General features: G+C 71.6%; 13 protein-coding genes. 1 reads left to right on the top strand and 12 read right to left on the bottom strand.

Features of this window, described 5'->3' with window-relative positions; genetic code table 11:
- The first annotated feature begins 40 nt into the window (after positions 1–40).
- Complete coding sequence (locus AOP72_RS08625) at positions 41–514, top strand: DUF6328 family protein (protein WP_062135076.1); 474 nt, start codon at positions 41–43, stop codon at positions 512–514.
- A 45-nt stretch (positions 515–559) separates the two neighbouring features.
- Here the strand turns inward: AOP72_RS08625 and AOP72_RS08630 are convergent, their stop codons facing one another.
- From AOP72_RS08630 to AOP72_RS08685, 12 genes are all read right to left on the bottom strand, one after another.
- Positions 560–1,330 carry an energy-coupling factor ABC transporter permease gene (locus AOP72_RS08630; protein WP_084631616.1) on the bottom strand — a complete coding sequence of 257 codons (771 nt, stop codon included), beginning with the start codon at positions 1,328–1,330 and terminating at the stop codon, positions 560–562.
- A gap of 68 nt (positions 1,331–1,398) precedes the next feature.
- Positions 1,399–2,199 (bottom strand): DUF6390 family protein, encoded by an 801-nt coding sequence (locus AOP72_RS08635; protein WP_193746393.1) that lies wholly within the window; start codon positions 2,197–2,199, stop codon positions 1,399–1,401.
- Positions 2,196–3,119, bottom strand: a complete 924-nt coding sequence (locus AOP72_RS08640) for a DMT family transporter (protein ID WP_062135084.1) — start codon at positions 3,117–3,119, stop codon at positions 2,196–2,198. The genes AOP72_RS08635 and AOP72_RS08640 overlap by 4 nt, the downstream gene beginning before the upstream one ends.
- The gene (locus AOP72_RS08645) at positions 3,116–3,430 is read right to left on the bottom strand and encodes a HypC/HybG/HupF family hydrogenase formation chaperone (RefSeq protein ID WP_062135087.1); all 315 of its coding nucleotides are present in this window, start codon (positions 3,428–3,430) and stop codon (positions 3,116–3,118) included. The genes AOP72_RS08640 and AOP72_RS08645 overlap by 4 nt, the downstream gene beginning before the upstream one ends.
- Positions 3,421–3,918, bottom strand: a complete 498-nt coding sequence (locus tag AOP72_RS08650) for a hydrogenase maturation protease (protein WP_062135092.1) — start codon at positions 3,916–3,918, stop codon at positions 3,421–3,423. Before AOP72_RS08650 ends, AOP72_RS08645 begins: the two co-directional genes overlap by 10 nt.
- Positions 3,915–5,222, bottom strand: a complete 1,308-nt coding sequence (locus AOP72_RS08655) for a Ni/Fe hydrogenase subunit alpha (protein ID WP_062135095.1) — start codon at positions 5,220–5,222, stop codon at positions 3,915–3,917. The genes AOP72_RS08650 and AOP72_RS08655 overlap by 4 nt, the downstream gene beginning before the upstream one ends.
- Positions 5,219–6,157, bottom strand: a complete 939-nt coding sequence (locus tag AOP72_RS08660; protein ID WP_202965650.1) for an NADH-quinone oxidoreductase subunit B family protein — start codon at positions 6,155–6,157, stop codon at positions 5,219–5,221. Before AOP72_RS08660 ends, AOP72_RS08655 begins: the two co-directional genes overlap by 4 nt.
- 15 nt (positions 6,158–6,172) lie before the next feature.
- Entirely contained in the window at positions 6,173–7,048 is an 876-nt protein-coding gene (locus tag AOP72_RS08665; protein WP_062135102.1) for an FAD/NAD(P)-binding protein, read from the bottom strand.
- A gap of 33 nt (positions 7,049–7,081) precedes the next feature.
- Positions 7,082–8,371 carry a 4Fe-4S dicluster domain-containing protein gene (locus tag AOP72_RS08670; RefSeq protein WP_062135105.1) on the bottom strand — a complete coding sequence of 430 codons (1,290 nt, stop codon included), beginning with the start codon at positions 8,369–8,371 and terminating at the stop codon, positions 7,082–7,084.
- A 155-nt stretch (positions 8,372–8,526) separates the two neighbouring features.
- Positions 8,527–8,841, bottom strand: coding sequence for a hypothetical protein (locus AOP72_RS08675; protein WP_152650315.1), 315 nt, complete (start codon positions 8,839–8,841; stop codon positions 8,527–8,529).
- Positions 8,842–9,104: 263 nt separating this feature from the next.
- Positions 9,105–10,418 (bottom strand): MFS transporter, encoded by a 1,314-nt coding sequence (locus tag AOP72_RS08680; RefSeq protein WP_062135111.1) that lies wholly within the window; start codon positions 10,416–10,418, stop codon positions 9,105–9,107.
- Positions 10,419–10,459: 41 nt separating this feature from the next.
- Positions 10,460–12,220, bottom strand: coding sequence for an HNH endonuclease signature motif containing protein (locus AOP72_RS08685; RefSeq protein ID WP_062135115.1), 1,761 nt, complete (start codon positions 12,218–12,220; stop codon positions 10,460–10,462).
- Between the last annotated feature and the right edge of the window lie 9 nt (positions 12,221–12,229).

Genomic DNA, 12,229 nt, shown 5'->3' on the forward strand with positions numbered 1-12,229 from the left:
ACGCACAGTTCACCTCCGGGCGGCAGGGGACGGGAGTGCCATGGCGACCGACTCGGCACACGACGCCAAGGTCGAGCGTCTGCGGGAGCGCTACCGCGAGCTGCTCGAGGAGCTGCGGACCATCATTCCGGGCTCGCAGGTGCTCTTCGCCTTCCTGCTGACGGCGCCGTTCAGCGCTCGGTTCGAGGAGCTCGACGACTTTGGCCGCAATGTGTTCGTGCTCGTCCTCCTGGGGGTCGCGGCCGCCACCGTGTTCTTCATGGCGCCTGCGGCCTTCCACCGGATCAGCAGCCGCCCCTACCGGCGCACGCGACTGCGATACGCGATCAGGTTCGCGATCACCGGCATGGTGCTCCTGGCGGCATCGATGTCCGGTGCGGTCTTCGTGGTGACGCGGTTCATCTTCGACGACGTCGCATGGGCGGGAGCGGCCGCCGGTGCCGCCGTCGCGACACTCACGGCCGTCCTCTGGTACCTGTTGCCCCGCGCCCGGAGCCGTCGCTCCCCCGAGTAGGGCACGCCGGAATGCTCGCGCACGCGGCGCTGAGAATCCGCACCGCTAGCGGCGATCCGACGCCGCCTCCGGGGGTGAGTCCAGCGCAGCACGTGGACGGGCCTCTCGTCGTACGTGGACATCTCGCGGTGCGACGGCATCGCATGCTGTCCGGGTCCCGTGCGGTGAGAAGCCATCGCGCCGCCGCCATGCCACGGCGAGCGCCACGATGGCTCCGGTCGCCACCGCCTCCAGGAGGCCCCACGCGACGTGGTGCGGCACCAGCTCCTCCACCGCCGCGCCCGCGGCTCCCGGAGCCACTCCCCCTGCGATCTCCATCGCGGCGAGCGTGACCGCCGACGCCACGACGCTCACCCACGCGCCCACGCCGGCGGCGAGCGCACGCGACCACGTGGGCGTCACCGCGGGGCTCCGTCGCCACCGGCCAAGCCCGGCGACCGCTGCCCGGTAGACCCAGTAGCCCACGAGCACGCCGACGACTCCCATCACGAGCACGTTCGCGCCGAGCGCGGAGGTGCCGCCGTCCGCGAGCGCCAACGCCTCGAACGCCAGCACCGCGGTCATGGTGATCACCGCCAGCGCCGGCCCGAGCGCGATGGCCAGCAGAGTCCCGCCGATCAGGTGCCCGGTATAGGCCCCGTGCAGCGGCACGTCGGCCAGGTGGGCGAGGAGCACTCCTCCGGCGCCCGCGAGCGCGAGGCCGATGCGCGGCCGTCCCGTGCGCAGCGCACGCGCCGAGGCCGCGACGGCCCCCACCGAGGCCGCGCCGGCCACCGCCAGCACTGCCGGGTCCATCGTTCCATCGGGGATATGCATGATCAGGTTCCTTTCCGGAGAGCACCACTATTCAGAACAGCGCCGCCTTCTGAGAGCAGCGCCAGGAGTCAAGACAACACAGTCGCCGGCGCGGAGTATCGGCAGGAGCTCACCGCGTCGAGCTCCGTCGATGTGGACTGGACCAGCCACGACATCTCGCGCGGGTCCAGCCGGTCGCACACCCAGTCCCAGTGCAACGACACCCAGTCGCCGGGCTCGACCGGCCGGCTGAGCCGGTGACCGTCGCGGCGCAGCTGCGCGGTCTCGAGAGTGCGCGGGCCCAGGCGCAGGCGCCGCCCGTCCCACTCGAGGTGGCGGCTGCGGACCACCGCCACCTCGCCGTCGAGAGACACCACGCGCCCCCACCGGATGCGGCACCGGTCGAGCACCTCGAGCGGAGCGTCGCCCATTCCTCCCCGCATCAGGCCGACCCACGGGTACACGCCGAACACATGGAAGCTGTGGTGCGGTGTCCCGCCGTTGCGCACCCCGTCCTCGAGCCGCTCGAACTCCTGGCGGCTGAGCCGCGGCCGGAACCTCTCCTCGAGCGAGCGCGCGAAGGCGGCTCCGCCGCATCGGGCCAAGGCAGGCCCGCCCAACCAGTACGTCGACACCACCGCCAGGTCGAGAGGCGCCCGGCCCAGGCACTCGCCGATGCGCTCGAGGTAGGGCCATGCCCCCGCGAAGGCGCGCGCCACTTCCGCAAGCGCGGGTCCCGAGGCGCCCTCGCTCACCCGCTCGAGCAGCTCCCCGGCGCGATCGGGCCCGCAGTACCCCTTCTCGTTCGGCGGGAACGCGTAACGGCCGAACAGGATCGCGCCGTCGGCCCTGTGGGGCACGGCGTCCGGCCGATGCGCGGCGAGGGTCACGTCACGGCTCGCCTCCCGCGCGCGCTGAGCTGGGGCGCGAGCCATACCAGCAGCCCACCCGCGGCGATCATCGCGAGCCACGGTGCCTGGGCGGCGAGCGGCACGGCATCGAAAGCCCCGGCGAGCGCCGCCGTCACGAGGGCACCGAGCGACAGGACTGCGGTCACGTCGACGGCTTGTGCCCGCGCCAGTGCCTCGTGCCACGACAGCACGTAGCCCGCGAGCAGCACGCCCGTCACCGCGACCCAGCCCCACTGAGTGGCGGTCGAGGGCACCACGGTGCCCAGCGACCCGGTCATGGCCGACCACGCGAGCAGAGCGACGGACCCGCCCGCCATGCGGGTGAGCGACAGCGTCCACGCCGACATGTCCCGCAGCAGCCGCTTGGTGATGGCGACCTCGACGGCCCACATCAGCGTCGCGGCCGCGATGAGCGCGGTGCCCACGTCGGCGATGATGCGCACGTCACCCGCGAGCCCGAACTGCGCGACGATCAGCAGCACGATCGCGGCGCCGTGCCACCACGTGAGCTTCTCCTTGAGCAGCAGCACCGCGAGCACGGCCACCCACACCAGCTGGGTCTTGTGCAGGAACGCCGCCTGGGTGGACGCGGTGCTCGCGAGTCCCTCGAAGAACAGCACGAATGGCACTGCCCCTCCGAGCACCGCGACCACGATCAGACCCCACCAGTGCCCGGGTTGCGACGGGCGGGTGAGGGCGACCGCGCCGGCTCCCTTGGCACGGCGCGCGAGCACGAAGGCCAGCGCGATCACCAGCGCCGAGGCGGCGTTCTTGGCGGTCGTGTACGCCGTGGCGTCGCCATACGCGGCCACGCCGTTCGCATTGACGTAGATGGCGACGCCCGAGATCGTCGCGGTGACGGCGGCGAGCGCGAGGCCACGGGTGCGGGTGGAGGTCATGACTGCGCCTCCTTGATGGGCGGGGCGTCCTGCTCGGCTGAGTCCTCCTCGGCCTCCGCTGTCTCCTGTGCCGGCTGGGCGTCCTGCGGCTCGGAGTCGCCAGAGCCTCGGATGCGCAGCGCCTCCTGCGCTTGAGCCTCGGTGAGCAGCTCGAGCGCGAAGCCCGAGTTGATCACCACCCAGTCGCCGGGCCCGATGTCGTCGTCGGACAACGTCATCTCGAGCACCTCTTGGCGGATGCCGTCCACATCGACGACGGCGCGACCGTCACGGTGCACCTCGACGACCTTCGCGATGGTTCCTAGGCACATGTCGTGGCCTCGATTCCTTCCCTGGCGAGCTCGGCCTCCACGGCGGCTGCCGCAGCGCCGATGCTCGCGCTGACCTGCGGGGACATCGGCCCGTAGGCGAACGTGGCCGCCTCGACGCCGACGACGACGACTCTGGCGGGCAGCGTCCCGAGCGCCCGCGCGAGCGCCACAGCGCCCGCGAGCCCAAAGGTGTGGGTGCCGCCGCGACCGGTCGCCGCGAAGGCCCGGAGTGGGAGGGGTGGAGCGTCGGCCCCGGCCTCGATCACCCGCACGGTGCCGGGGGTGCGTCCCGACGCCACCGCGTCGACCACGATCACCACCCGGGCCCCCTCCCACAGCTGCACCAGGGCGGTGGGATCTTCGCGCGTCACCACCCGCACCCGCCCTCCGTATCGGTCGTCCACCCGGGAGGCGACTGCGGCACCGACAGCATCGTCCCCGCGGTCGGGCGAACCCACCCCGACGACGATCACGTCCGGCGCGCTCATGATCGCTGCACCCGAAGGTCCAGGAAGTGCGTGGCGCACGAGATGCAGGGGTCGTAGTTGCGGATGGCCGCCTCGCACCGGTGCGTGAGGGCGTGGTCGTCGAGGTCCACCCACTGCTGGGCTGCGGTGCGCAGGTCCATCTCGATGCTCGACTGGTTCTGGGACGTGGGCGGCACGATCTGCGCGTCCTCGATCACTCCCTTGTCGTTGACGCGGTACCGGTGCCAGATGGTGCCGCGCGGCGCCTCGGACGCGCCCACCCCTTCGCCCGCGCGCGGCCACGTGGGCACCGAGGGCGCGTGTCCATCGGTCCACCCGTCGATGATCCGCAGCGCCTCCTCGAAGGCGTAGGCCAGCTCGACACAGCGCACGATGATCGACTTGAAGGGGTTGCGGCACGTCTCCGTGAGGCCGGCAGACAACGCGGCCTCTTGGCAGCGCGGGCTGAGCTGGTCGAAGTTCAGCGTGTAGCGCGCGAGCGGTCCCACGAAGAAGGGCTCGCCGTCGAACCGCGCGTGCAGCGCGTTCGAGTGCGCGACGTGGAACTCCTCGACGTGCAGGGGAATCTCGGCCACCGGGAACCGCACCCCCGTCGACGCGACCACCTCGGCGCCGCGCTCGAGCGGGTAGTGGTCGGGGTGGCGCAGCGACACGTAGGTGTAGTCCTGCTCCATGTCCGGGAAGTCGAACGTCGACACTAGTTGGACGGCCGCGAGCGCGTCCTCGAGGCCGCGCTCCAACGCGGGCCGCAGGGCCATCAGGTCGGCGAGGGCGGGCATCCGGTAGAAGCCGCCCACCCTCACGTTCACCGGGTGGATCGCGCGCCCGCCGACAGTCTCCATGAGGTCGTTGCCGCACTTCTTGAGTCGCAGAGCCATCTGCACCACGTCACCGTGGATCTCGGCCATCTCCAGCACGGACTCGTACCCCAGGAAGTCGGGCGCGTGGAGCATGAAGATGTGCAGGGCGTGGGACTCGATCCACTCGCCGCAATAGAGCAGCCGGCGCATGGTCTGAATCGCGTCCGTGGTCTGGACGCCGCAGATCACCTCCATCGCCTCGGTGGACGCGCTCTGGTACGCGACCGGGCAGATGCCGCAGATGCGCGCCGTGATGTCCGGCGGCTCCGTGTAATGGCGGCCGCGCAGGAAGCCCTCGTAGAACCGCGGCGGCTCGAAGATGTTGAGCTGCACGTCGACGACCGTGCGGTCCTTGATCTCGATGTGCATGCCGCCCTCGCCCTCGACTCGGGCGAGCATGCCGACGTTGAGAACCTGGCCGCCGTCCTTGAGCGTGTGCGTCATCGTGCGCCTCCCGCCTCGACCGCGTTGCCGGCCGCCTCGAACTCCGGTGCGCCCGCGTTGAAGGTGCGGTACACGCGCACGATGTCCGCATCGGCCATCCCCAGCTCGACGAGCTGCGTGGTGAGCGAGGCCGTATTCGTCGTGTCCTGCGGGCCGAAGCAGCCGTAGCAGCCGCGCCCGTACGTGGGGCACAGCGCCCCGCATCCGGCCTGCGTGACCGGGCCCAGACACGGCGTGCCGTTGGCGATGGGGACGCAGATGTTGCCCTTGCGCTTGCACTCCACGCACACCGAGTAGCTGGGAATGCGAGGCTTGCGGCCGTTCAGGTACGCCGCGAGCACCTCGATGAGCTGGCGCTTGTCCACGGGGCAGCCACGCAGTTCGTAGTCGACGTCGACGTGGCTCGCGATGGGCGTCGAGGTGTCGAGCGTGGAGAGGTACTCGGGGTGCGCGTAGACGATCGAACGGAACTCGTCCACGTCCGCCCAGTTGCGCAGCGCCTGGATGCCGCCGGCGGTGGCGCACGCGCCGATCGTCACCAGCGTCCCGGACTGCGCGCGGATCTCGTGGATGCGGCGCATGTCCTCGGGAGTGGTGATCGACCCCTCCACGAGCGAGAGGTCGTACGGCCCTTCGACCACGGCACGGGTCGCCTCGGGGAAGTACGCGATGTGGACGGCGCCCGCGATCGACAGCAGCTCGTCCTCGCAGTTGAGCAGGCTCAGCTGGCAGCCGTCGCAGCTGGCGAACTTCCAGACGGCGAGCTTGGGGCGTGCGGCCGATGCGGGGGCGGGCTCGGGCGCGGCAGCCTCCGCGAGTGCGGGCCCAGGCACGGCGGCTGGTTCAAGCCCAGAGGCCGGCTCAATTGCAGCGGCCTGCTCCATCCCAGAGGCTGTCTGAGCTGCGGGTCCGTGGTGGTGCGCGTGGTCTGTCATGTCGCCGCTCTCCTCTCACAGTTCCCGCACGTCCATGAGCGGCTCGAGCCGCGCGTAGTCCAGCACGGGACCGTCGACGCACACGAACAGTTCGCGCAGCTGGCAATGCCCGCACAGGCCGATGCCGCACTTCATGGACCGCTCCATCGACAGCCGCACGCGGGCGGGGCTGACGCCGCGGCTCACGAGGGCCGATGCTGCGGCCCGCATCATCCCCTCGGGCCCGCACACGAACGCGAAGGCGCGGCGGGGGTCGAAGCCGGCGCGGCCGATCAGCTCGGTCACGAACCCCACGCGGCCCTTGTATCCGTGCGGGGCGTTGTCGACGGTCATCTGCACGTTGACGCCGTCGAGGTCCGCCCACCGGCGCATCTGCGCGCCGTAGAGGATGTCGTCGGGCGTGCGCGAGCCGTACAGCAGCAGCACCTTGCCGTAGCTGTCCCGCTCGGCGAGCACGTCGAGGATCGCGGGTCGCAGCGGCGCCAGCCCGATGCCGCCGGTGACGAAGACGACGTCGTGGCCGCGCGCATCGGCCGCATCCCACGAGGTGCCGAAGGGGCCGCGCACGCCGATCTCGGTGCCGGGAGCGGCGTTCACCAGGGCGCGCGTGACGGCGCCCACGTTGCGGATGGTGTGCTCGAGCGGCGCGGGGTGCCGGGGGTCGCCGGCGATCGAGATGGGCACCTCCCCCACACCGAACGCGTGCAGCATGGTGAACTGCCCGGCCCGGAAGGTCATCTCCTCGCCGCCGTCCACGGGATCGAGCAGCAGCGTGAAGGTGTCACGGGTGTCCTGGCGCACGCGGGTGATCGCGAAGCGGCGCGGGATCATCGGGTCGGCGCGACCCGTGCGTGCCACCGCATCGGCGATGGTGCCCACGCCTGCCATCATGGCTCCTCTCCTGCGCTCCGCGGGCGCGTTGCGCTAACTCGTCACTGTCACGTGGTCCCCGGTCGGCACGTGGTCCCCGGTGGGAAGGACGCCGCCGGCGCGCATGCGTCCCAGCGCCGCAGCCTCCTCGGTGATGTCGATGCCCGCCGGGCACCAGGCGATGCAACGGCCGCAGCCCACGCACCCGAGCATCCCGAACTGGTCCTCCCACGAGGACAGCTTGTGGGTGATCCACTGGCGGTAGCGGGCCTTCACGGACTCGCGGGTGGGGCCGCCATGGATGTAGGTGAAGTCCTCCGAGAAGCACGAGTCCCACACGCGGTGGCGCTCGGCGGTCGCGCCAGTGAGGTCGGAGACGTCCTCGACGGTGGTGCAGAAGCACGTGGGGCACACCAGCGTGCAGTTGGTGCAGGACAGGCAGCGTGAGGCGACGTCCTCCCAGCGCGAGGATTCGGCCGATGCGCGCAGGTCGTCGCGCACGGTCGCGGCGGTGATGCGGCGCGTCTGCTGCGAGGCGGCGTGGGCCGTGACCGCCAGTGCCTCGTGCTGGTCGTCGAACTCCGCGGGCGCCGTGTCGATCGCGTGGGCGACGTCCCGGCCGGCCTCGGTGCCGATCTCGAGGACGAAGTGGTGCCGGTCGGGGTCGCTGGGGGCGATCTCGGTGAGCAGCAGGTCGTACGAAGGCTCGCCGGTGGCCGGGTCGGTGGCGGCGGGGCGTGGGCCGGTCCCCATCGAGGCACAGAAGCAGGTGGCCGCGGGATCCGAGCAGGCGACCGCGACCACGAAGGTGGCCTCGCGGCGGGTCACGTAGTGGGCGTCGATGTACGTGCGGCCGGCGAGCACCTTGTCGTGGATCTGGACGGCGCGCAGGTCGCACGAGCGGACGCCCAGCAGCGCGATCGGGGGGGCGTCCAGCTGGTCGCGTTCGACGGTGAAGCCGGGGTCGTGCGGGCTGGAGGCCGGGGCGGTGGTCGGGTTGCCGGCGTTGTCGGGGGTGGACGCGCTGGCAGCGCTGTCGGGGGTGACCGCGGTGTCGCGGCGACCGCGCCAGATCACCTCTTCCGCCGGGAAGAACACGGGCTTCGACGACTGGGCGGGGGCGGCGAAGCCGAAGTAGGCGCCATCATCGCGCTTGCGCAGACGGTAGCGGGCCGGGTCCTGCTCGTCGCCCACTCCCTGCGGCAGGTCGGAGGCCGAGCGGATCTCGCCGGTGACGATCGCATCGTCCCGGAGCGTGGGGCCCATCACCCGGTAGCCGCGGCTTCGCAGCTGCGCGATGAGGCCCTCGAGTCCCGTCGCCGGGAGCAGTCGGATGTCGTCCATGACACGCCTCCACTTGCGACGCTAGCCCGCGGGCGCGCGTGCGGAAGGGACGTTGGTCCCACGACCGGGGAGGGCGCTGATGCGGCGGCCGTGGCGCGACGGCGCACGGGCGCGTGCGCGCACCGATGTGCTGCGGCGTGAGGGCAGCGGAGAAGTCAGTCCGCGTCGCCGAAGAGCAGCTGACCCATCTGCGACAGTTCCTGGCCCACATCCTCGATGCGCGCGAGCTCGTCGTCGGGATAGGCGCCCTGTGGGTAGGCGAAGGCCGCACCCACGTCCACGAACGCGAGCGCCAGGCGCTTGGGCACGTCGGAATGGTTCGCGTAGTAGTCGATGAGGCGTTCGAGCGCCGCCGCGAGATCGCTGTACGCGTCCTCGTCCATACCCTGGTGCATACGCAGCCGCATGGGGATGGAGTGCTCGGAGAGCATCAGCCGCTCCACGGTCCGCAGGTCGTTCTGAATGCTCACGGGCACCTCCCTCGTCGTTGGCGGGTTCACTCCGAGTCTGTCACTTCGCGCGCATCGGCGTGGAACGAGGCATGTCGCCTCACCGTCGTGCGTCGTGGTCGCCTCAACAGCGCGGTCGTCTCGACAGCGCGGTCGTCTCGACGGCGCGGTCGGCCACGGAGGCACACGTTCGCGAGCGCACACGGCGGCTAGCGCACACGGTGTCCAGCGCACACGGTGTCCAGCGCACACGGTCGCCAGCGGGCACCCCGACCGGCTGACCTCTACGCCCTCTCAGCCGCGACCTCGGCCTCGGGCAGCCCGCGGCCCACGACGGCTCCGGCCACGCCCAGCATGGCGAGCAGCAGCAGAGCGAACTCGGCGCCCACCATCGCCAGTGCCGCAGTGCCCGCACCCACGGCCAGCAGCAGCACCCCCATGAGCGTGTTCGCCACCGCCACATACTGCGTACGTCGGTCGCCCTCAGCGATGTCCACCACGTAGGTCTTGCGGGCCAGGCGCGCACCCACGTGGACCAGGGCGAGCAGCAGATAGGCCGCGGCCGCCAGCCACGCGGACTCCTCGAGAGTGGGCACGCGCAGCGCACCCAAGAACACAAGAATGACTGCCGACGCCGCCAGCGAGGCACCGATCATCAGCCTCCGCGACGAGCGATCCGCGAGCCGTCCGAACACTCGTCCTCCCACGAGACCGGCGACTCCCTGAGCGATCACGAACAGCCCCAGCGAGGACAGGCCCGATGCGCCCTGCTGGACCCCCAGGGTCACCACGAACGGGGGGCTCAGCGCAGAGACGAGCAGCAGCGCGCGGGCGATGACGAAGCGTCGGAACACCGGTTCCCCGCGCCACAGCTCCGCTGACTGCGCCACCCACCCGGGACCGTCCGCATCGGGGGCGTCGACGCCCCCTGCGGGCTCACGGATGGTGGCGAAGATCGCGGCCGCCCCCACCCACGCCAGCGCCGCTGCACCGAGCAGCGCGGCGAGCACGCCGTTCCCCGCGCTGTCGCCGCCCCAGGCTCGCAGCGAGAGGCCCAGCGTGAGGGCCACAGCGGCCGACGCGACGGTGGTCGTGCCCTTGATCTGGCCCCGCTGCCCCTTGGGCACCGTGCGGCCCAGCACGTCCTTGCTCGCGATCGAGCTGAGCGACCGGGCGAGCGCAAACACGGCGAGGGCTGCCAGCACGCCCATGCCTGCGACGACACCCGATGCGGTGGCCGCCACGAGCGCCATCGCGGCGGTCGCGGCGGCCTGCCCTGCCGCGCCTGCGACCCAGACCCACTTGCGCACGCGACGGCGACGAACCCTGGGCGCCCAGGCGGCCTGCGGCAGCATCGATCCGGCCTCTCGGATGGGCACCAGGAGGCCGACGAAGCCGCCGGGTGCGCCGAGCGCCGTCATCAGCCAGGGCAGGACGGTCTTGACATTGACCACCTGATCGCCCACGGACTGAAGCGCCTGGGCGGCCATCTGCCGCACGCCGTTGGCCGCGATGTGGGGGCGGGCCTCTTCGCTGATGCTCTTCAGTTCCGACTCGTCGTCGCTGACAAGTCTGCGAAAGATCCGTTGAGATGCCACGGGACCATTATCTCGGCGTCGTCACGTGCGTCTCGACGCCGTCAGGCACATCTCGACGTCGGCCGTAGCGTATGGCGACCGGGGTCCGCCCGGCCGCGCGCCCGCCGCTGTCCCCTCATCGCGCTGACGACGTGAGGGCGGCGAGGCGCAGCCGCGCTCGGACTGGAGGTGGGAGTGACGGTCGACCGCGCGGCCGGCTGCTGCTGCCTGTGCTCGTCTTCGTCATGGGCCACCCGCGACACCGCGCATGGCACCGGTGCCGCCAGCGCGCATCGGCGATCTGAGCCACTGGGGCCAGCCGTCGGTTCCGGTTCCAGCGGACAGGCATCGAAGAGCCGCCGCCCACCGGGACGCTTTCGCCGGGCCGGATCGACCGTCGCCGGGGGCGTGAACGATACCTCGTCTGCGGTGGCGTGGATCTGCCAATCGTCGCGGTGGATGTCGTGGTGGCACCGCACGCAGAGCAGCACGCCGTTGTCCATGTCAGTGGTGCCACCGCGAGCCCAATGGCGGATGTGGTGGGCGTCGCACCACGACGGTGGCGCACCGCACATCGCGCACCCGCCGTCGCGTTCCACGAGCGCGAGCTTCTGTTCGTGCGTGAAATTCCTCTTGCGGCGACCGTGGTTCAGGGCGACGGACTCGCCGCCCATCACCTGGGGGATCACTCCGGCCGCGGCGGCCGCCCTGCGCAGCGCTCCCGCGTCGAGGGAGGTCGAGAGACCGTCGACCGACGCGCCGCCCACCCCCTCTCGCAGCTCGTTCAGCGTGGTCCTCACGACGAGGGTCACGCCAGCGCGGGGAAGCACCTCGACCTCGCACCCGGCGAGGTGGCGCGCAAAGTCTCCGATCGCATCGGCCCTCACCTGCTCGGGCGTACGCTCGTCGATGACCACCGACTCGCCGGCCCGGGCGGCGTCCTGCATCCTCTTGCGCAGGCGGAAGTGCTGAGTGACCATCGCCTGCAGCACCGCGATCAGGGGCGCGCCGTTCTCGGGGTCGAGCCGACCGCTCACCGTCACCATGCCGTCCGGCGTCTCACCGATGCGCAGGAAGCGTCGCTCGCGCCGGTCACGCGCGAGCTCCTCGAGGTGCTCGCGGTCCAAACGCTCCTCGGTGCGGGTGATGAGCCCCGCGAGGCGGTCGATCCGCATGTGCCGCGCGGAGGACACGAGGTCCTTCTCGGCGGCCGCCAGCGACCGCTCGGGACACCTCTTCGCGATGCGGCGCAGCATGCGCAGGATCATCGCGGACGCCTCGACGCCCAACTCCCCTGCGTTGACCGCCTTGGCGACCTCTGGGAACACCGCGGTGGGCTCAGCCTTCTCAGTGTCCGACGACGGCTCAGCACCCACACGTTCCGCGTCGGCATTCTCCGCGTCACGCAGCGCCTCGCCCAGTTCGATCAGGCGACCCGCCTCCGCATGAGAGCCCCCGGTCTGCGCGGACACCATCCCGCGCTCGTCGCCCTTGCCTCGGCGTCGCGCCAGCCCCACGTCGCTCGCCTTGGCGCGGGAGCGCGCGGCCTGCTCGGCGGCCACGACCGCCATCATCCGGTCCGCGTCCCTGCGCACCGCCCCCAACGCGGCACCGAGGCCCACCAGGTCGTCCTCCGACATTGCGCTGACCCCGGAGTGCGTCAACGGGCGCCGGTCCGCGAGGGCGGCGCGCACGCGCTGGTCCCACGTCCCAGCGCCCGTGGAACCGCGCGTATCTTCTGAACCCCGCGCACCGTCCGAACCCCGCGCACCCTTGCTCGCCGCGCCCTCATCGGGGGCGAGCAGAGCGGGTGCCTCGGTCATGCATCCATC

Source organism: Demequina aestuarii (genome assembly GCF_000975095.1).
Lineage (GTDB): Bacteria > Actinomycetota > Actinomycetes > Actinomycetales > Demequinaceae > Demequina > Demequina aestuarii.